The organism is Nocardiopsis kunsanensis DSM 44524 (assembly GCF_000340965.1).
In the GTDB taxonomy this organism is placed as follows: Bacteria; Actinomycetota; Actinomycetes; order Streptosporangiales; family Streptosporangiaceae; genus Nocardiopsis; species Nocardiopsis kunsanensis.
On sequence record NZ_ANAY01000001.1, the window covers coordinates 237,940 to 258,116 of the forward strand.

Consider the following 20,177-nt stretch of genomic DNA (forward strand, 5'->3'; position numbering starts at 1 on the left):
ATCGGTAATGAGCGAAATCGGAAGTGAACGAGCCGTCAACGTCTCCCGGCTCTGGTCCGGGGGGCTCGCCACGGCTGTCGTCGCGATACTGGTGATCTTCGCGGGAGCACTCGTCTTCCGCGGCGTCTTCGACGTCCCCGTCCTCGCTCCCGAGGAGGCCGGGTACCTCGGTGACACGAGCACCGCCCTCTACGCTCTCCTGGCCGGCGTGATCGCGCTCGTCGCGACCGCGCTGCTGCAGATGCTGTTGTTGTCGGCGCCGCGTGCGCTGACCTTCTTCGGCTGGATCATGGGCCTGGCCATCGCCATCGCGGCGGTGACCCCGTTCAGCCAGGCCGCCGAGACGTCGAGCCAGGCGGCCACCGCGGTCATCAACCTGGTCTCCGGCATCGTGATCGTGGCGCTGCTGCGCAGCGTGGGCCGTACGGCCTTCACGCCCCAGGCGCCCACGACCCCGGAGAAGTCGCCCACCCTGCTGGGGCCCAACGCCCCGTCCAATCCCGAGGGGTATCCGAACCAGGCTTCGACCGGGCCCGCCCTGCAGCAGGAGGGTGTTCTCCCCGACGTGAGCCAGGAGGAGTACCGGAAGGCCGAGACACGCGCCAGGCGGCAGGACGCCGAGGAGGAACGCGCGAAGGAAGGCCCCCTGCACGAATGAGGCAGGAGACCGCACCGGCGACGAACAGGGTGGGGGTGGAGCCGATCGGCTCCACCCCCACCGTCGTGTGCGGGGCTCAGGCCCGGGCGACGAGGGCGTCGGCGGCTCCGGGGCTGAGGCAGTGCTCGATGACCATGACGGCGGCGCCGACGACACCCGCGCCCTCCCCCGCGGTGGAGGAGACGATGCTCAGGTGCTCGGTGGCCAGGGGCAGCGAGCGCTGGTAGATGATCTCGCGGACCCCGGCGAGCAGGTGGTCGCCGGCCAGGGCCATGGCGCCGCCGATGACGATCACCGAGGGGTTGAACATGTTGACGGCAGCGGCGAGGACCTCACCGATGTCGCGGCCGGCCTGGCGCAGGGCGCGCAGCACCGGCACGGAGCCGCCTCGGGCCAGGTCGACGATCTCGCGGGCTCCGGAGGCGGGCACGCCCTCGATGGTGAGGGCCTCGGCGAGGGCGGTGCCGGAGGCGACCGCTTCGAGGCAGCCGGTGTTGCCGCAGCGGCAGGGTTTGTCGGAGCCGCTCGGCACGAAGACGTGGCCCATGTCGCCGGCGGCCCCCTGGGCCCCGCGGTAGACGCGCCCCTCGCTGACGATGCCGCAGCCGATGCCGGTGGCGACCTTGACGAACATGAGGTGGCTGGCGGTCGGCCAGGAGACGTGGTGCTCCCCGACGGCCATGATGTTGACGTCGTTGTCGACCAGGACCGGCACGTCCAGGTGTGACCTGACGTAGCCGGGAACGTCGAAGTGGTCCCAGCCGGGCATGATCGGCGGGTTCACGGCGCGGCCGGTGGCGTGCTGGACGGGCCCGGGCAGGCCCAGTCCCAGGCCCAGGAGTTCGGCCTCGGAACGCCCGGCCCGGTCGAGCAGTACGCGGCCGTGTTCGACGACCCAGTCCAGGACGGCCTCGGGCCCGGCGGCGATCTCGAGGTCGATCCCTTCCTCGGCCAGGATCTGCCCGGACATGTCGGTCAGGGCCGTGCGGGTGTGGGTGGCGCCGAGGTCGGCGGCCAGGGCGACACGGGCCTCGGGCCGGAAGCAGAAGGTCGTGGGCGGGCGTCCTCCGGTGGAGACCGCTTCGCCGGAGGGGCCGATGAGGCCGCTGGCCAGGAGCGCGTCGACGCGTTGGGTGACGGTCGAGCGTGCCAACCCGGTCACCGAGGCCAGTTCGGAACGGGTGCGGGGGCGCCCGTCCCGCAGCAGGCGCAGGAGGGTTCCCGCCCCTGGCGCCGCCGTCGCGGGCGCGGTGTCTCGCAACTCCGTCACGCCCTGTCCCCCGTTCCAATCAGCGCTTCTTCTGGCATGCGCCCAGTGAATCACAGGATCTATTGACCGGCCGCCATGGACCTATTTTTCCTCTCTCCGACAACTTATGCTTGACGATCGACATAAGTGCGGCGTAATCTGCCGAGCATGACAGTGAGAAAGGTCACAAGCCTGGGTGAGGCCACCGATTCGGCCGCCGCGCCCGTACCGGAGACCTACCGGGCGGCCGTGATCGGCACGGGCTTCATGGGCCGGACCCACACCCACGCCGTCAGGGCCGCCGGCGGCGAGGTGGTAGGGGCCGCCGGCTCATCGGCCGACAAGGCCGCGAGCTTCGGAGCCGCCCACGGCATCGGCCGTACCCACGCCGATCCCCTCGAACTCATCCACCGCGACGACGTCGACGTGGTGCACGTGTGCACCCCCAACCACCTGCACGCACCACTGAGCCTCGCCGCGCTCGAAGCGGGCAAGCACGTGGTCTGCGAGAAACCCCTGGCCACCGAGGCCTCGCTCGCCCGGGAACTGGTCACCGCCGCCCACGAGCGCGACCGCGTGGCGGTGGTGCCCTTCGTCTACCGCTTCCACCCCATGGTCCGGGAGGCCCGCGCGCGGGTGGCCGCCGGTTCCGTGGGCCGGCTGACCCTCGCCCACGGCGGCTACCTCCAGGACTGGATGCTGCGCACCGAAGAGGACAACTGGCGGGTCGATCCCGCCCTGGGCGGGCCCACCCGCGCCTTCGGCGACATCGGATCGCACTGGTGCGACATGCTCGAGTTCGTCACCGGCGACCGCATCACCGCTGTCAGCGCCCAGACCTCCCGTATCTCCGAGACCCGCGGCGCCGAGTCCCGTCCCGTGGACACCGAGGACCTGGTGGCCTTCCAGTTCGCGACCGCGGGAGGGATGGTCGGCACCTCGGTGATCAGCCAGGTCTCCCCCGGCCGCAAGAACCAGCTCGTGCTGGAGATCAGCGGCACCGAGGGAGCCCTCGCCTTCGACCAGGAACGCCCCGAGACCCTGTGGGCCGGCGGCCGCGAACGCACCGCCGTCGTCTCCCGCGACGACCCCGATCTCAGCCCCGACGCCGCCCGGTTCGTGAAGGTCCCGGTCGGCCACCCGCAGGGCTACCAGGACTGTTTCAACTCCCTGGTCGCCGACACCGGCGCGGCCGTGGCCGGAGCATCCCCCGAGGGTCTCCCGGTCTTCACCGACGGCCTGCGCGCCGCGGTACTGGCCGAGGCGGTCCTGGAGTCGGCCCGTACACGGGGCTGGGTCGACGTCCCGGGGGTGGAGGAGCCATGACCGCCGACCCCCTGCTCCGGATGAGGTCCATCACCAAGTCGTTCCTCGGCGTGCGTGTCCTGCACGGCGTGGACCTGGACCTGTACCCCGGCGAACTGCACGCGCTCGTCGGCGAGAACGGAGCGGGCAAGTCGACCCTGATGAAGGTGCTGGCCGGCGTCCACCGCGCCGACGAGGGGACCGTCGAGCTGGACGGCACACCGGTCTCCTTCGACCACCCGGTGCGGGCACAGCGGGCAGGGGTCGCCACCGTCTTCCAGGAGTTCAACCTCCTGCCCGAACGTACGGTCGCGGGCAACGTCCACCTGGGCCGGGAGATCCGGCGGCGCGGGCGGGTCGACGTGCGCGCCATGGAACGGGCCACCGGCGACCTGCTCGACGAACTGGGCCTGGAGGGCATCTCCCCCCGGGCCAAGGTGCGGTCGCTGTCGGTGGCCGAACAGCAGGTGGTGGAGATCGTCAAGGCGTTGTCGCAGGACGCCCGAATCATCTCCATGGACGAACCGACGGCGTCGCTGGCCGACCACGAGGTCGAGGTGCTCTATCGCCTCATCGGCCGGTTGCGCGAGCGCGACGTGGCGCTGCTGTACGTCTCCCACCGGCTCAAGGAGATCTTCGACCTGGCCACCACCATCACGGTGCTCAAGGACGGACAGCGGGTGGACACGGTCGCGGCCGGGGACATCCGGCCCGCCGAGCTGGTCCGCACGATGGTGGGCCGTCCGGTCTCGCAGGTCTTCCCCGATCGTCTGGAAGCGCGCGGTGAACACGTGGGCAAGGTACGCCTGGACGTGCGCGGGGGCGGCAACGAACAGGTCGACGGTATCGACCTGACCGTGCGCGGCGGCGAGATCGTGGGACTGGCCGGGTTGCAGGGGTCGGGCCGCACCGAGATCGCCCGGGCCCTCTTCGGCATGGACCGGTTCACCCGCGGCGAGGTCCGCGTGGACGGCCGCCGTGTCGACCCGCGCTCGCCCCGCCGGGCCGTACGCGCGGGCGTGACGCTGGTGAGCGAGGACCGCAAGACCCAGGGGTTGGCGCTGAACCAGTCGATCCTGGCCAACGGGCGCCTGGCGCTGGACGCGGTCTGGCCTCTGGGCACGCGCCGAAGATCCCGTCGTCTGCCGGCGATCTTCGGTTCCCTGGAGCTGGTGGCGCGCGGCGGCCACGGTCAGGAGGTGCGGTTCCTCTCCGGCGGCAACCAGCAGAAGGTCGTCCTGGCCAAGTGGTTGGCGGCCGAGCCGGGTGTGATGGTGCTGGACGAACCCACCCGGGGCATCGACGTGGGCGCCAAGCAGGCCGTGTACCGGCTCATGCGGGAGTTGACCGCCGAGGGGGTGGCGATCCTGCTCATCTCCTCGGAGCTGCCGGAACTGATCGGGATGTCGGACCGGCTCGTGGTGCTCGACGAGGGGCGTGTGGCCGACGAGCTGCCGGGCGGTTCCGACGAGGAGGCCGTGATGGCCCTGGCCACCGGGGCCCCGCCGGAGCAGGAGCCCGGTCGCTCCCCCGACCGGCACGGTCCGCACTCCTCGGGGGCCGGTCCCGGCGAGAACGGTCCCCGTTCGCAGCACGAGGGGGCCGCACCGTGAACCGTCCTTCCCTCTCCCCCTCCCTCCTGTCCCCCCGTTCCCTCCACCGGCGGTTGGGCACCACCGGTCTGGTCTACGCGGCGCTCGTGGTGATCCTCGCCGTGAGTGCGGTACTGGTGTCGGCCCGGGGCGCGAGCCTGTTCACCACCGCCAACACGGTCGACCTGCTCACCCGCTCCAGCCTGCTGGGGTTCCTGGCGGTCGGGATGACCCTGGTGATCCTGTGCCGGTCCCTGGACCTGTCGGTGGGGTACGTGGCGGCTCTGTCCACGGTGGTGGCGGCCACGGTGATGGCGGGCGATCCCGGACGGATGCTGCTGGGTGTGGGCTCTGCCCTGGGCGTGTGCGCGCTCGTCGGTCTGGCCAACGGGCTCGTCGTGACCAAGCTCCGGGTCAATCCGTTCATCGCGACCCTGGGCATGGGGCTGGTCGTCAAGGGATACCTGGACACGAACTTCCAGGGCCCGGCCGGCGAGATACCGGCGGCGTTCCAGACGCTCGGTTACGCGCGCCTCGGCCTGCTTCCGGTGTCGACGGTCGTGATGCTCGTGCTGGCCGTGGCCGCGGTCTGGATGCTGGCCCGTACCCGTCTGGGCCACCACATGTACGCGGTCGGGGGCGACGCCGAGGTCGCGCGGCTCTCCGGGGTGCGGGTGGCCACACCCGTGGTGACGGCACACGTGCTCTGTTCGGTCCTGGCCGGTGTGGCGGGCCTGCTGCTGGCAGCCCGTTTCGGTACCGGGAACGCGCTGGTCTACGACAGCGGCTACGAGCTGGAGGCCATCGCGGCGGTCGTCCTGGGCGGCACCTATCTCCTCGGCGGCCGCGGGGGTGTGGCCGGGACGATCGCGGGTGTGCTGATCCTGGCCACGCTCGACACGGTCTTCAACGTCCTGGCGGTGGACCCCTTCGTCAAGGACGTGCTGCGCGGCACGATCGTCATCGCCGCGGTGGCCCTCTACGCCCGCGGCCAGTCGTCCCGGGCCGCGGTCCGGGTGCGTTTCCCCTCGGGCGGCCCGCCACCGCCGGAGGCCGCCCCCGATCCGCCCGGCGGTGGCGGACCACGCGATCCCGAGCCCGCAGTGGGAGGTGCACGATGAGTACGGATCGCACCGGTCCGAAGCACGCGGGGCCGCGCCGCGGCCCGTGGTCCTTCCTGTCGGGCGGCACGGGCACGGTCGCCCTGCTGCTGGTGGTGGTCTTCGCGGTCATCGCCACCCAGAACCCGTCGTTCTTCGAAGGCCCGCCGCTGATGTCCTTCGCCCGTATGGCGGCGCCGCTGGTGCTGTTGGCGGTCGGCCAGTACTTCGTGATCGTCTCCGGGGAGTTCGACCTGTCGGTGGGTTCACTCGTGGGTGCCCAGGTGGTCGTCGCCGCCCGGCTGATCGACGGCGACGAGGCCATGACCCTGCCGGTGATGGGGCTGATGGTCGCCTTCGGCCTGGTCGTGGGCCTGTTCAACGGGCTGGTCACGACGGTACTGAAGGTGCCCTCGATCATCACCACGCTCGGCACGATGCTGATCCTGTTCGGAGCGGTGCGGTACTGGACGGGCGGTGCGCCCACCGGTGCGCTCTCGGAGTCCTTCCGGCTCCCGGGCCGGGGCGGCATCGAGGGCGTCCCCTACCTGGGGCAGCTCCCCTACGCGCTGATCATCGCTGCCGTGGCCGCGGCCGCGGCGGTCTGGCTCATGCGCTCCCCCTACGGCCGCTGCCTCATGGCTGTCGGCGACAACGACGTCGCGGCCGCGTTCTCGGGGGTGCGGGTGTGGCGGGTGCGCACTGCGGCCTTCGTCCTGTCCGGGCTCATGGCTTCCGTGGCCGCCGTACTCATCGGCGGGTTCTCGGGGGTGACCGCACAGGTCGGGGAGGGTCTGGAGTTCACCGCCATCACCGCCGTGGTGCTCGGCGGCGTGCTCCTGGGCGGCGGACGCGGAACAGTCGTTGCCGCCGTCCTGGGAGCGCTCTCCCTGGAGGCCCTGTTCACCCTGTTCACCCAGCTCTACCTGCCGGCGACGATCCAGCCGACCGTGCAGGGGCTCATCATCATCGCCGCCGTCGCCTACGCCTCGCGCCGCGGCGACCTGCGACTACCGGAACGCCTGAGACGGCGGACCGGTCCCCCCACCGAGCGCCCGCTCGGCACTTCGAGGAGGTAACTACCATGCACGTCCCCCGCGTGCTGTTGGCCGGCGCCGCCGGCCTGGCCCTCGTCCTGTCCGCCTGTACCACCGACGCTCCGGACGGCTCCGCCGACGGCAACGGTGCGGATCTGACCCCCGAGGAGGAATGGTTCGACCAGGAGGAGTTCGACCGCCAGCTCGCCCAGCGCGACATCGAGCCGGAGGGTCCCGAGGACGAACCCTGGCTCCAGGCGATCGAACCGGAATGGGTCGACACCTCGGAGTGGGAGTCCGACGCCCCCGAGGACGCCACGGTCTGTTTCTCCAACGCCTCGGTGTCCAACCCCTGGCGCGTCACCGGTTTCATCACCATGGAGCAACAGGTGGAGGAGTTGCAGGAGGCCGGTGAGATCGGGGACTTCCAGGTCTCCGACGCAGCGGACGACGACAACCAGCAGATCTCCGACATCCAGGCGTTCGTGGACTCCGGTGACTGCGACACGATCATCATCTCCCCGTCGACGACCGCGACCATGACCCCGGCGGTGGAGACCGCGTGCGAGAGCGGGGTGCCGGTCATCGTCTTCGACCGCGGTGTGAACACCGACTGCGCGGTCACGTTCATCCACCCGATCGGCGGTTACGCCAACGGTGCCGACTCGGCCGAGTTCCTCGTCGACAACCTGGAACCGGGCTCACGGGTCCTGGCCCTGCGGATCCTGCCGGGCGTGGACTCGCTCGAGCACCGCTGGGCGGCGGCCCAGACCATCTTCGACGACAGCGAACTGGACATCATCGGCTACGAGTTCACCGAGGGTGACGGCGCCCAGATCAAGGACCTGGTCTCCCAGCACCTGCAGCGCGGCGCGGTCGACGGTGTCTGGATGGACGCCGGCGACGGGGCCGTGGCGGGCCTGGAGGCGTTCGAGGACGCCGGCCAGGACTACCCGGTCGTCTCGGGCGAGGACGAGCTGAGCTTCATGCGCAAGTGGCAGGAGGAGGACCTGACAGCGATCGCCCCGGTCTACTCCAACTTCCAGTGGCGCACCCCGGTCCTGGCCGCAAGCATGATCCTGCGGGGCGAGGAGGTTCCCCAGGAGTGGGTGCTGCCGCAGGAGCCGGTCACCGAGGACGAGCGCGACGAGCTGCTCGAGGTCAACTCCGGGATGCCGTCCCTGCACTACGCCCGCTTCGGCGGCCAGGACCTGCCCGGTTTCCCCGAGGCGTGGGAGGACCGCTGAGTGGAACGCGCGCTGGGGATCAACACCTGGGTGTGGACGTCGCCGCTGACCGACGCCGCGCTGGAGCAGCTGGCGCCGCGCGTGGCCGAATGGGGCTTCGACACGATCGAGCTGCCGGTCGAGAACGCCGGCGACTGGGATCCCCGGCGCGCCCGTGCCCTGCTCGACGGTCTGGGGCTGTCGGCGACGGTGGTCCTGGTGATGGGCCCGGGCCGCGAGCTGGTGTTCACCGGCGCCGGAACCCGGAACGCGACCCGGGACTACCTGAAGCAGGTGGTGGACGCGGCGGAAACGGTGGGCTCACCGGTCGTCGCGGGGCCGGCCTACACCTCGGTGGGGCGCACGTGGCGCCTGTCGGCCGACGAGCGCGCGGCTCTGCCCGAGGAGCTGGCCGAGGCCCTGTCCCCCGTGGTCGAGCACGCCTCGGCCGCGGGGGTGGCGGTGGCGGTGGAGCCGTTGAACCGGTACGAGACCAGTGTGTTGAACACCGTCGACCAGGCGGTGGAGGCGTTGGCGGGGCTGCCGCGTGAGCACTGCGGGCTGGCGTTGGACCTCTACCACCTGAACATCGAGGAAAAGGACATCGCCAATGCGATCGAGCGCGCGTCCGGAATACTCAAGCATGTCCAGGTCTGTGCGAATGATCGCGGGGCCCCCGGGGCCGATCACCTGCAATGGTCACGGATCGTGTCCGCATTGGACGAAACAGGTTACTCAGGTCCCCTAGTCATCGAATCCTTCACTTCTGACAATGCCAGCATCGCCGCGGCCGCGTCCGTATGGCGGCCCCTGGCCGCCACCCAGGACGCGCTCGCGGTCGACGGCCTGGCGTTCCTGAGAGGGCTGCACCGGCCGGCCTCCGCCGACGGCGGGGGCGGCGGCGCACCCGATGTCCCTGCCCCGACGAGAGGAGCCCCTGTGGACTGATGTGCCGATGAGGCGGGCCTGCCCCGTTTCCCGACCCTGATAGCAGGACACCCCCGACCACCCCGGTCGCAGCCATGCCGGGCCCGTCCCGGCCGACCGGAAGGACTTGTCCGGTGGATGCCCTCCACCGGAGGACGGTCCCCGTCGAGCAAGTCCCCGTCCCTGCCGTCGGCGCCGGCACGCCGTACGGAACACATCGACTCACTCCCACCCCCAGGTGAGGTGCTGCATGTTCCACAGACCGTTACTACGACTGGGCGCACTGGTGTCCGGGCTCGCGTTGGCCATGGGGCTGACCGCGCCCGTGGCCCACGCACAGGAGGAGGACGAACAGGGGTCGTTCCACGCCCTGATCTTCTCCAAGACCGCAGGTTTCCGGCACGACTCGATCCCCCACGGCGTCTCCCTCATCGAGGAACTGGCCGACGAACACGGGTTCACCACCGAGCACACCGAGGACTCATCGGTCTTCAACGAGGAGGACCTGGCCGAGTTCGACGCCGTCATCTGGCTCTCGACCACCGGCGACGTGCTCAACGAGGAGGAGCAGTCCGCCTTCGAGAGCTACGTCCAGGACGGCGGCGGTTTCACGGGTGTGCACGCCGCCTCCGACACCGAGTACGAGTGGGACTGGTACGGCGACCTCGTCGGCGCCTACTTCTCCAGCCATCCGCCCGGCACCCAGGACGCCGAGGTGATGGTCAACGACCGTGTGCACCCCTCCACCGAAGGGTTGCCGGCCCGGTGGGACCGCCACGACGAGTGGTACGACTTCGACCTGTCCCCGCGCGGTGACGTGCACGTCCTGGCGGGGCTGGACGAGAGCTCCTACGAGGACGAGGTCGATCCCGCCGGACAGATGGGGTGGGACCACCCCACCGCCTGGTGCCAGAACTTCGACGGCGGCCGTTCCTGGTACACCGGCGGCGGCCACACCGTCGACTCCTTCTCCGAACCCGAGTTCACCGAACACCTGCTCGGCGGGATCCAGTGGGCGGCCGGCGCGGTCGAGGGCGACTGCGGCGCCACCCAGTGGGACAACTTCGAGAAGGTCACGTTGGCCCAGGGCGAGGAGCAGATGGGCGAGCCCATGGGTCTGGCGGTGCTGCCGGACGGCCGTGCACTGCACACCACCCGCGACGGCGAAGTGAGCCTGTGGGACCCCGAGACCCACGCCACCGAGGTCATCGCCGAGATCCCCGTCTACAACCACGACGAGGACGGACTCCAGGGCGTGGCCGTGGACCCCGGCTTCGAGGAGAACGGCTGGGTCTACACCTACTACGCGCCACAGGTCGAGGGGGTCCCGCCGGGTGAAGCGCCCTCCGACGGCGAACCCGGGGACTTCGAACCCTACGAGGCGCACAACAACCTCTCCCGGTTCCAGCTGGTGGAGGGCGAGGACGGCCCGAGCCTGGACCTGGACAGCGAACAGGTCGTCATGGAGGTCGGTACCGACCGCGGCATGTGCTGCCACGTGGGCGGCGACATCGACTTCGACGCCGAGGGCAACCTGTACCTGGCCACGGGCGACGACACGAACCCGTTCGAGTCCGACGGGTACGCGCCCATCGACGAGCGCGGGGACCGCAACCCCGTCTTCGACGCCCAGCGCACCTCCGGCAACACCAACGACCTGCGCGGCAAGCTGCTCCGGATCTCGGTCAACGAGGACGGCAGCTACGAGATCCCCGACGGCAACCTCTTCCCGACCGAGGAGTACGGCGAGGAGCAGACCCGCCCGGAGATCTACGCGATGGGCCTGCGCAACCCGTTCCGGTTCTCCGTCGACCAGCAGGACGGCACCGTCTACCTGGGCGACTACGGCCCCGACGCGCAGGAGGCCGACCCCGAGCGCGGTCCGCAGAACACGGTCTCCTGGCACGCCATCGACGAACCGGCCAACATCGGGTGGCCGTACTGCATCGGCGACAACTCCCCCTACATCGACTACGACTTCGAGGAGGACGCCTCCGGGGAAGCCTTCGACTGCGCCGCTCCGGTCAACGACTCCCCGAACAACACCGGGCTGACCGAACTGCCCCCGGTCACCCCCGCGATGCTCTGGTACAACTACGACGAGTCCGAGGAGTTCCCGCACCTGGGCGAGGGTGGCGGTTCCCCCATGGGCGGTCCGGCCTACCGGTTCGATCCCGAGCTGGAGTCCGAGACCAAGTGGCCCGAGTACTACGACGGCATCCCGCTGATGTACGAGTGGGACCGCAAGTGGATCAAGCAGATCCACCGTGACGACGAGGGCGAGCTCCTCGACATCACCGAGACGGTCGACGACATCGACCTGGCCAACCCCATGGACATGGAGTTCGGCCCGGACGGGTCACTGTACGTGCTGGAGTACGGCTCCGGTTACTTCGGCGGCGCGCCCGACTCGGCGCTCTCACGCATCGACTACACGGGCTCGGGCAGCAGCCCCGTGGCCGACCTGGAGAGCAGCACCTCCTCCGGCCCGGCCCCTCTCGAGGTCGAGTTCTCCGCCGAGGGGTCCGAGCACCCCGGCGGCCTGGACATGACCTACGAGTGGGACTTCGGGGACGGCACCGCCTCCGACGGGATCGCCCCCACCCACACCTACGAGGAGGAGGGCCAGTACACGGTCGTGCTGACCGTGACCGACGAGCTCGGTGCCACCGGCACGGCCACGACCACCGTGACCGTCGGCAACACCCGGCCCGACGTCTCCTTCGACACCCCGCAGGACGGCCAGTACTTCCACTGGGGCGACGAGATCCCCTTCGAGGTCTCCGTGGAGGACCCCGAGGACGGCTCGATCGGCGACGGCATCGACTGCGAGGACGTCGAGGTCACCTCGTCGCTGGGCCACGACGCGCACGCGCACCCGTGGACCCAGTACGACTCCTGCGAGGGCACCACACAGACCGAGACCGACGGCGGCCACGGCGCCGACATGAACATCTTCTGGGTGCTCCAGGCCGAGTACGGCGACTCCGGTTCCGGGGAAGCGCCCCCGCTCACCGGCAGTGACGGTCTGCGCCTCAACCCGGCACAGACCCAGGCTCAGTACTTCTCCGACAGCGAGAACGTCTCCACCGAACCCACCGAGGACGGGGAAGGCGGTCTGGAGAACCTCTCCGAGATCCAGGACGGAGGCTGGACCTCCTACGACCCGGTGAACTTCACCGGCGTGGAGGAGATGGAGTTCCGCGTGGCCTCCGCCGGGGCCGGCGGCACCATCGAGGCGCGGGCCGGCGCCCCCGACGGGGACGTGCTCGGCAGCGTCGACGTGGAGCCCACCGGCGGCTGGCAGAGCTGGGAAACCGTCACGATGCCGGTCGAGGACCCCGGGCAGACCTTCGAGCTGTACCTGGTCTACAGCGGGGACGACCCCGATGACGAGGGTCTGTTCAACCTCAACCACTTCGAGGCGGTCATCGACGGCGACGAGGCCCCCTCCGAGGGCCCCGAGACCGAGCTGACCAGCCCCGAGGACGGCGCCTCCTTCGAGGCCGGGCAGGACGTCCCGCTGGCCGCGGACGTGACCGACCACGGCGACGCGGGCATCGAGAAGGTGGAGTTCCTCGTCGGGGACGAGGTCGTGGCCACCTCCGAGGAGTCCCCCCACGAGGCGACCTGGGCCGAACCGGCCGAGGGCGAGTACTCCGTCAACGCCGTGGCCACCGACGGCGACGGCAACACCGGCAGCTCCCCGTCGGCGACCGTCACGGTCGGGGACGGGGCCGGCGGACCCGGGGAGTGCGCGCCACCCGAGGTCGACGACGGCTACACCGCCCTGTGGGACGGCGAGTCCCTGGACGGATGGAACCAGGCCGGTCCGGGCGGTTTCGATGTCGTCCAGGGCGACGAGGGCTGCCACCTGCAGACCGACGGCGGCATGGGGCTGCTCTGGCACGAGACCGAGCTCGACACCTACCGGCTCGAGCTCGACTTCCTCACCCCGGAGGAGCACGACAACTCCGGTGTCTTCGTCGGCTTCCCCGACCCCGGTGACGACCCGTGGACGGCCGTCGACGAGGGCTACGAGATCCAGATCGACCCCTACGGCGCCCCGGACGGGGAACCCATCACCCGGACCGGTGCGGTCTACCAGTTCCAGGCCGCCGACTCCCATCCCGCGCAGATCGATGCCTGGAACACGATGGCGATCGAGGTCGAGGACCCGATGATCCGCGTGTGGATCAACGGCGAGCTGGTCAACGAGTTCGAGAGCCAGGACCCCGCACGGGACCTGTCCTCGGGCCACGTCGGCCTGCAGAACCACGGTGACCAGGACCAGGTCCTGTTCCGGGACGTGCAGGTCCGGGACCTGGCCGAGGAGGACCCGGCGACCTTCCAGGAGGCCCTGGACCTGGTCGGCGAACTGGAGGAGGCGGGAGCACTGACCACCTCCGAGGCCCGCCGCCTGGAACCGCAGCTGGAGCTAGCCGAACGGCACGTGGAGGCCTCCCGTCCCGCGCAGGCCGAGCGTGCCCTGGAACGGTTCCGCACGGTGGCCGAGCAGGTCGCCGACCAGGAAGCGGGAGAGGAGCTGATCGCGCTGGCCGACCGCCTGCCCCTGCCGTCGGAGGAATGACCCGGTCCTGACGGGTGGGGCCGGCCCGACCGGCCCCACCTCCACCCCCGGGACCCCGGCCGCGGCGGTGTTCGCGCGCCGCCGCGGCCGGGGCCGAACCACACGAGGAGGAGGTGTCACGGTGCCCACCGAGAACAAGCGGTCCGCACCCGGCACGACGGAGAAGGTCTCGACGACGGCGGCCACACCCACCACCTGGTGGCTGACGGCCGGGGCGCTCGTTCTGGTCGGAGCCGTCGTGGCCGCGACCGTGTTCTTCTTCACCGGCGACGACACCGTCACCCCCGACGCCGGCCGTGTCGCCGAACTGGAGGCCTCGGCCGTCGAACGCGACGTGGCCCAGGTCGAGGAGTTGGTGCAGAACACACGCACCGCCCACGAGGAACTGCTCCCGGTCGTGGAGTCGCTCGACGGGGCCGTGCCCGCGGACGGTTCCACCTCCCCCGCCGACGAGGAGCCCGGTACCGGCGAGGTCGACGACTGGCTGGCGGCCACGGACGGGGCCGCCGAACACTTCGAGGACGTCCCCTCCGGCGAGACCGACTACAACATCGCACACGCCGGGCTGGCCAACTCCGTGGACCTGCTCGGGTCCGCGGTCGTGGCCTACTCCGGCGCGCTGGAGGCCGAGGACGAGGCCCTGCGCACCGAGATGACCGAGCTCGCCGGCGACCTGCGCACCCAGGCGGTGCGGTCCTGGTCGGTGTCGGCGACCCAGCTGGACGTGCTCAGCCTCGACGCCGGACACGGCCACGTCCACCTGTATCTGCCCGCGGCGCCCGGGAGCGGCGCCCTGGAACCCGACCCCGCCGAGGACGGCGACGGCGCCGCGGAGGACGGCGGCCACGACCACTGAGCACGTACGGGCCCCAGGGGTGCGATCCCCGGGGCCGGACGAGGAGGGACCACAGGATGGGCCGGACAGGAGTATGGCTGCTCGGGGCACGCGGGTCGGTCGCCACGACCGCGGTTCTGGGCGCGTTCGCGATGCGGGAGGGCGCGGCCGAGCCGACCGGGTGCGTGACGGCGCGCCCGGAGTTCGACGGTGCGGGACTCCCCGGGATCGATGAGCTGGTCTTCGGCGGGCACGATCTGTCCGACGTCCGCCTGTGCAAGACCGCGGAGCACCTGGCCCGCACGGGGGTGCTGCCCGGGCACCTGCCGGGGGCCTTCGCCGACCGGCTGGGAGAGGTGGAGCACGCACTGCGCCCGGGGCTCCCGACGGGCGGCCCGGTACTCCGGGAGGACGTGCGGCGCGTGGAGGAGGACCTGCGGGAGTTCGCCGGGCGGGAAGGTGTGGAACGCACGGTCGTGATCGACCTGACCAGCACCGAGGCCCGCTCCGAGGAGCATCCCGAGCACGAGGGCCTCGATGCGTTGGAGGCCGCGCTCGACTCCGGCGGGGCCCGGATCCCGGCCAGTTCCGCCTACGCCTACGCGGCCCTGCGCGCGGGGTGCGCGTTCGTGGAGTTCACCCCCAACACCGGCCCGCGGCTTCCCGCACTGCGGGAGTTGGCCTCGCGCGAGGGGCTGCCCTGGGCCGGGAGCGACGGCAAGACCGGGGAGACGCTGGTCAAGAGCGCACTCGCCCCGATGTTCGCCGCGCGGGCGCTACGGGTGCGTTCGTGGTCCTCGGTCAACCTTCTGGGCGGCGGCGACGGGCAGACCCTGTCCGACCCCGCACACGTCGGGAGCAAGACCGAGAGCAAGGGCCTGGGCCTGGAGCACATGCTGGGCCACCCGGTGGAGGGGCCGTTGCACATCGACTACGTGCCCGACCTGGGGGACGCCAAGACCGCCTGGGACCACGTCTCGTTCGAGGGGTTCCTGGGCTCCCGGATGACCCTCCAGTTCACCTGGGCGGGTCACGACTCCGCACTGGCGGCGCCGCTGGTGCTCGACCTGGCCCGCCTGGCCGCGCTCGCCCACGGTCGTGGGACCACCGGACCCGTGCCCGAACTGGGGTTCTTCTTCAAGGACCCGGCCGACAGCGGTGTGCACGGGCTGGTGGAGCAGTGGCAGGCGCTGACGTCCTGGTGTTCCGCACCCGAGGAGGGATCCGCTTGAGCCCCACCGATCTCGCACGCCTGGTCCGGTTGCCCGCCGCCGCGAGTGTCGTCGGCGACACCCTGGCGGGTGCGTCCGCGGCCGGGCGCCTGAACAGGCCCGGGACATGGGCGCTGCCCGTGGCATCGGCGTGCCTGTACTGGGCGGGTATGGCACTGAACGACTACGCCGACCGCGGCCTGGACGCGGTGGAGCGCCCCGAGCGGCCGATCCCGTCGGGACAGGTGCGACCGGGAGAGGCGCTGGCGGTGGCGGCGGGCCTGACCGCGACGGGCGTGGGCACCGCGGCCGCGTGCGGCGGGAGGCACAGCGCCGCGGTGGCCGGTGCTCTGGCGGCGACCGTGTGGGGTTACGACCTGGCGCTGAAGCCGACGCCTCTCGCGCCGCTGGGCATGGCGGTCAACCGGGGCCTGGACGTGCTCATGGGCGCGGGCGACCGGCCGGGCGCCGCGCTGCGTCCGGCGCTGGTGATGGCCGCGCACACCTACGGGGTGACGGCGCTGAGCCGCGGTGAGGTGTACGGGACCCGGCCGTCGGTGGCGGCCGGGGCGCTGGCGTGCACGGTCGGCAGTGCGGCGGTGGCGGTCGCGCCGTCCGGTCCGAGGCCGTGCACACGGCGCGGTGCGTGGGGCGAGATCCTGTCGGGGCTGTACGCGGGGGTCTTCGCGACCCGGGTCGGACAGGCCCAGGCACGTGCGGTGTCGGCCCCGGTGGCGGCCCACGCGGGCGCGGCCACCGGCACGGGGATCCGGGGAATGATCCCGCTCCAGGCTGCGCTGCTGGCGCGCTCCGGGGCGCCGGGGGCCGCGACCGCGCTGGCGGTGGGCGCTGCCCTGGCTGTGCGTGCCCGGCGGAAGGTGGCGATCACGTGAGGTTCGGTTACGGCAGCAACGGCTTCTGGGACCACAGGTTGGACGACGCCCTGGCGATCATCGCCGACCTGGGTTACGAAGGGGTGGCCCTGACCCTGGACCACCCGCACCTGGACCCGTTCGCCTCCGACGCCGGGCAGCGCACGCGCCGGATCGGGGCCCGCCTGGCGGAGCTGGACCTGGCGGTGGTGGTCGAGACCGGTGCCCGGTACCTGTTGGACCCGCGCCGCAAGCACGAACCGACGCTGGTCTCGGACCAGGGGCGCGAGAAGCGGGTGGAGCTGCTGCGCCGGGCGGTGCGGATCGGCCACGACCTGGGCGCCGAGGCGGTCTCGTTCTGGTCGGGGATCCTGCCGGACGGGGTGCCGGAGGCCGAGGGGTGGTCCCGGCTGGTCCCGGGCGTGGAGCAGGTGCTGCCCCTGGCCGACGAGTTGGGCGTCGACTGCGCCTTCGAACCCGAACCCGGAATGTTCGCCGAACGCCTCTGTGACGTGCTGGAACTGCGCGAACGCCTGGGCTCGCCCGAGCGGTTCCGGGTGACGGTGGACGTGGGCCACGGGGTGTGCAACGAACCGGACGGTCCCGAGGGCACGGTGCGCCGCGCAGCCGGCCTCGTCGCCAACGTGCAGCTGGACGACATGCGCCCCGGGGTGCACGACCACCTGGAGTTCGGTGACGGCGAGATCGACCTGCCCGGGGTGCTGGGCGCCCTGGAGGAGGTCGGCTACCGGGGGTTGGCCGCCGTGGAGCTGCCGCGCCACGGGCACGCGGCCCCGCTGGTGGCTCAGCGGTCGATGCGGGCCCTGACGGAGGCGTTGGCCGAGGCGCGCCGGCGGCGTCCGTCCGGGCCCGAGGGGGTGGGAACGTGAACACCGAGACCCTGCTCGACGGGCAGGCCCGGCGCGAGCTGGCGACGATGGTGGAGCGGGTGCGCGAGAGCCCCGACCGCGTCGCGGTGCTCTTCCCTGCGGCCGCGCGCCGGGTGGCGCGCGGCGCCGGCCCCTCGGGCGACCCCGACGGGGTGCTCGGCCCGACCCTGGAGGACCTGGTGCGGCTGGAGCTGCTGCGGGCCTGTGCGGGGGTGCTGACCCCCGACGCACTGGCCCGCGAGGTGGCCGACCTGTACCACCACGGGGACTCCGGGGAACGGCGCGCGGTGCTGCGCGGCCTGGCGGTGCTCGACCCGGCTTCGGCGCCGGTCGCGCGCGAGCTCATGGCCGACGCGCTACGCACCAACGACACCCGCCTGATCGCCGCGGCCGCGAGCGGCCCGGCCACCGACCTGCTGGACGCCCACGCGTGGCGGCAGGCGGTGCTCAAGTGCCTGTTCGTGGGGGTGCCCCTGGCCGATGTGCGGGGTGTGCCCGAACGCGTGGACGCGGAGTTGGTGCGCATGTGCGCCGACTACGCCGACGAACGCGAGCGTGCAGGCAGACCGGTACCCGACGACGTCCATCTGGTCCTGGGGCACTCTCCCCCCGACGAACCCACGGAGGCTTGATGCGCATCTTCGACCCCCACATCCACATGACCTCGCGCACCACCGACGACTACCGGGCGATGCATGAGGCCGGGGTGCGTGCCCTGGTGGAGCCGGCGTTCTGGTTGGGCCAGCCCCGTACGGGGGTGAGCTCTTTCCGCGACTACTTCGACGGACTCGTGGGCTGGGAGCGTTTCCGGTCCGAACGCTTCGGGATCCGCCACCACTGCGCGATCGCCCTCAACCCGAAGGAGGCCAACGACCCGCGCCTGTCCGGGGTGCTGGACCTGCTGCCCCGGTACCTGGCCAAGGACGGGGTGGTCGCGGTCGGCGAGGTCGGGTTCGACTCGATGACCTCGGAGGAGGAGAAGGCGTTCCGCTACCAGATGGAGCTGGCCCTCGAGTTCGAGCTCCCGGTTCTGGTGCACACCCCGCACCGGGACAAGGTGGCGGGCACACGCCGGAGCCTGGAGCTGGTCGCCGAGTCGGGCATCCCTCCGGAGATGGTGCTGGTGGACCACCTCAACGAGGCGACGGTGGAGATGGTGCACGCGTCCGGGTGCACGATGGGTTTCTCCATCTACCCGGACACGAAGATGAGCCCGGACCGGATGGTGCGCATCCTCCAGGAGTGGGGCACCGATCGGATGATCGTGAACTCGGCCGCCGACTGGGGCCACAGCGACCCGCTCCTGACCCTGCGCACCGGTGAGGCGATGCGCTCCGCGGGGTTCACCGTGGCCGAGACCGAGCGGGTGCTCTGGGACAACCCAGTGGCCTTCTACGGGCAGAGCGGGCGGCTGGTCCTGGACGAGGTCGGGCCGGCCGAGGCCTCGGCGACCTTCTCGGGCAACTCGATCCTGCGCGGTCAGCCGGAGGGGGACACGCAGTGAGATTGCGCCACCGCGACGGCACCGTCGTCCACCTGGCCTACTGCACGAACGTGCACCCGGCCGAGGACCTGGAGGGCGTGCTGCGCCAGATCCGGGTGTTCGGGGGCGGGGTGCGCGAACGCCTGGGCGCCGACCGCCTCGGGCTGGGCCTGTGGCTGCCCGCTCCTCTGGCCCGGCAGCTGGCGGCCGATCCCTCGCTGGTCGACCGGCTGCGCGGCGGGCTGGACGCGGCCGGGCTGGAGACGGTCACCCTCAACGCCTTCCCGTACCGGGGGTTCCAGGACCCGGTGGTCAAACACCGCGTCTACCACCCGGACTGGACCGAGCGGGCACGCCTGGACTACACGATCGACTGCGCCCGGGTCCTGGCCCGCCTCATGCCCGGGGACGCGGCACGCGGGAGCGTGTCCACCCTGCCCCTGGCCTGGCGTGAACCCTGGGACCCGGACCGTCTGGGCCGGGCCCGCAGCCACCTGACCGAACTCGCCGGGGTGCTGGCCGAGCTCGCCGATCAGGGGACCCCGGTGCGTGTGGGGCTGGAGCCGGAACCGGGGTGTGTGGTCGAGACCAGCCGGGACGCGGCACGCCTCCTGTCCGGTCTGCCCCCGCAGCTCGGTGTGTGCCTGGACACCTGTCACACCGCGACCGGGTTCGAGGGGGCCGGGACGGCGCTGGGCCGGCTGGCCGACGCGGGGCTGCCGGTGGTCAAGGCCCAGGCCTCGGCCGCCGTGGAGGTGCCCGACCCGCGCGACCCGGCGGCGCGGGAGGCGCTGTCCGAGTTCGCCGAGGACCGGTTCCTGCACCAGACCCGTGAGCTGGTGGGTCTGCGGGCGCGCGGGCGCGACGACCTGCCCGAAGCGATGTCGGGGCCCTACCCCCTGCCGGCACGGGGACCCTGGCGCACCCATTTCCACGTGCCCCTGCACGCCGAGGCCCGGCCGCCGCTGCGGATCACGCGGGACCACCTCACCGATGTACTCGGGCACCTGTTCGGGGGCGAGCGGGCGCTGACCGACCACGTGGAGGTGGAGACCTACACCTGGTCGGTCCTGCCGCAGGACCGCCGCCCCGCCGGCGAGGACGCCCTGGTGGCCGGTATCGCCGCAGAGGTCGCCTGGGCCCGCGACCGTCTCACCGAACTCGGTCTGGAACCGGTATGAGTCCCGAAGCCGACGGAAGG

General features: G+C 71.7%; 16 protein-coding genes. 15 read left to right on the forward strand and 1 reads right to left on the reverse strand.

The features are described from left to right. The first annotated feature begins 7 nt into the window (after positions 1 to 7). Entirely contained in the window at positions 8 to 658 is a 651-nt protein-coding gene (locus tag D456_RS0101110) for a DUF6069 family protein (RefSeq protein ID WP_017574303.1), read from the forward strand. Between the two features lie 76 nt (positions 659 to 734). Here D456_RS0101110 and D456_RS0101115 read toward each other — a convergent pair whose 3' ends face one another. Further along, a complete protein-coding gene (locus D456_RS0101115; protein WP_017574304.1) occupies positions 735 to 1,928 on the reverse strand; it encodes an ROK family transcriptional regulator in 1,194 nt (397 codons plus the stop codon). Positions 1,929 to 2,081: 153 nt separating this feature from the next. On the opposite strand from D456_RS0101115, the gene D456_RS0101120 reads away from it, so the two are divergent. The 14 genes from D456_RS0101120 (at position 2,082) to eboE (ending at position 20,157) form a co-directional block, all read left to right on the forward strand. Continuing rightward, entirely contained in the window at positions 2,082 to 3,233 is a 1,152-nt protein-coding gene (locus D456_RS0101120; RefSeq protein WP_017574305.1) for a Gfo/Idh/MocA family protein, read from the forward strand. Continuing rightward, on the forward strand, positions 3,230 to 4,825 hold the full coding sequence (locus D456_RS0101125; protein WP_017574306.1) for a sugar ABC transporter ATP-binding protein: 1,596 nt from the start codon (positions 3,230 to 3,232) through the stop codon (positions 4,823 to 4,825). The genes D456_RS0101120 and D456_RS0101125 overlap by 4 nt, the downstream gene beginning before the upstream one ends. Further along, a complete protein-coding gene (locus D456_RS0101130; RefSeq protein ID WP_017574307.1) occupies positions 4,822 to 5,925 on the forward strand; it encodes an ABC transporter permease in 1,104 nt (367 codons plus the stop codon). Before D456_RS0101125 ends, D456_RS0101130 begins: the two co-directional genes overlap by 4 nt. Continuing rightward, positions 5,922 to 6,983 carry an ABC transporter permease gene (locus tag D456_RS0101135; protein WP_017574308.1) on the forward strand — a complete coding sequence of 354 codons (1,062 nt, stop codon included), beginning with the start codon at positions 5,922 to 5,924 and terminating at the stop codon, positions 6,981 to 6,983. The genes D456_RS0101130 and D456_RS0101135 overlap by 4 nt, the downstream gene beginning before the upstream one ends. 5 nt (positions 6,984 to 6,988) lie before the next feature. Next, the gene (locus tag D456_RS0101140; RefSeq protein ID WP_017574309.1) at positions 6,989 to 8,188 is read left to right on the forward strand and encodes a substrate-binding domain-containing protein; all 1,200 of its coding nucleotides are present in this window, start codon (positions 6,989 to 6,991) and stop codon (positions 8,186 to 8,188) included. Then, on the forward strand, positions 8,189 to 9,115 hold the full coding sequence (locus tag D456_RS0101145) for a sugar phosphate isomerase/epimerase family protein (protein ID WP_017574310.1): 927 nt from the start codon (positions 8,189 to 8,191) through the stop codon (positions 9,113 to 9,115). A gap of 229 nt (positions 9,116 to 9,344) precedes the next feature. Further along, a complete protein-coding gene (locus D456_RS0101150) occupies positions 9,345 to 13,685 on the forward strand; it encodes a ThuA domain-containing protein (RefSeq protein ID WP_026115462.1) in 4,341 nt (1,446 codons plus the stop codon). A 121-nt stretch (positions 13,686 to 13,806) separates the two neighbouring features. Next, positions 13,807 to 14,541, forward strand: a complete 735-nt coding sequence (locus D456_RS0101155; protein WP_017574312.1) for a hypothetical protein — start codon at positions 13,807 to 13,809, stop codon at positions 14,539 to 14,541. A gap of 56 nt (positions 14,542 to 14,597) precedes the next feature. Continuing rightward, the gene (locus D456_RS0101160; RefSeq protein WP_017574313.1) at positions 14,598 to 15,752 is read left to right on the forward strand and encodes an inositol-3-phosphate synthase; all 1,155 of its coding nucleotides are present in this window, start codon (positions 14,598 to 14,600) and stop codon (positions 15,750 to 15,752) included. Continuing rightward, a complete protein-coding gene (locus tag D456_RS0101165) occupies positions 15,749 to 16,624 on the forward strand; it encodes an SCO3242 family prenyltransferase (protein ID WP_017574314.1) in 876 nt (291 codons plus the stop codon). Before D456_RS0101160 ends, D456_RS0101165 begins: the two co-directional genes overlap by 4 nt. Next, complete coding sequence (locus D456_RS0101170) at positions 16,621 to 17,493, forward strand: sugar phosphate isomerase/epimerase family protein (protein WP_026115463.1); 873 nt, start codon at positions 16,621 to 16,623, stop codon at positions 17,491 to 17,493. Before D456_RS0101165 ends, D456_RS0101170 begins: the two co-directional genes overlap by 4 nt. After that, on the forward strand, positions 17,490 to 18,125 hold the full coding sequence (locus D456_RS0101175; RefSeq protein ID WP_026115464.1) for an EboA domain-containing protein: 636 nt from the start codon (positions 17,490 to 17,492) through the stop codon (positions 18,123 to 18,125). The genes D456_RS0101170 and D456_RS0101175 overlap by 4 nt, the downstream gene beginning before the upstream one ends. After that, positions 18,125 to 18,997 (forward strand): TatD family hydrolase, encoded by an 873-nt coding sequence (locus tag D456_RS0101180; RefSeq protein WP_017574315.1) that lies wholly within the window; start codon positions 18,125 to 18,127, stop codon positions 18,995 to 18,997. The genes D456_RS0101175 and D456_RS0101180 overlap by 1 nt, the downstream gene beginning before the upstream one ends. Next, positions 18,994 to 20,157: a metabolite traffic protein EboE gene (eboE, locus tag D456_RS0101185; protein ID WP_026115465.1), complete on the forward strand. Its 1,164-nt coding sequence runs from the start codon at positions 18,994 to 18,996 to the stop codon at positions 20,155 to 20,157. Before D456_RS0101180 ends, eboE begins: the two co-directional genes overlap by 4 nt. The last annotated feature ends 20 nt before the right edge of the window (positions 20,158 to 20,177 follow it).

Excerpts from the sequence above, each read along its gene's own strand:
- D456_RS0101110 (WP_017574303.1), top strand. The coding sequence starts at position 8 with ATGAGCGAAATCGGAAGTGAACGAGCCGTCAACGTCTCCCGGCTCTGG.
- D456_RS0101125 (WP_017574306.1), top strand. The coding sequence starts at position 3,230 with ATGACCGCCGACCCCCTGCTCCGGATGAGGTCCATCACCAAGTCGTTC.
- D456_RS0101135 (WP_017574308.1), top strand. The coding sequence starts at position 5,922 with ATGAGTACGGATCGCACCGGTCCGAAGCACGCGGGGCCGCGCCGCGGC.
- D456_RS0101140 (WP_017574309.1), top strand. The coding sequence starts at position 6,989 with ATGCACGTCCCCCGCGTGCTGTTGGCCGGCGCCGCCGGCCTGGCCCTC.
- D456_RS0101150 (WP_026115462.1), top strand. The coding sequence starts at position 9,345 with ATGTTCCACAGACCGTTACTACGACTGGGCGCACTGGTGTCCGGGCTC.
- D456_RS0101160 (WP_017574313.1), top strand. The coding sequence starts at position 14,598 with ATGGGCCGGACAGGAGTATGGCTGCTCGGGGCACGCGGGTCGGTCGCC.
- D456_RS0101180 (WP_017574315.1), top strand. The coding sequence starts at position 18,125 with ATGCGCATCTTCGACCCCCACATCCACATGACCTCGCGCACCACCGAC.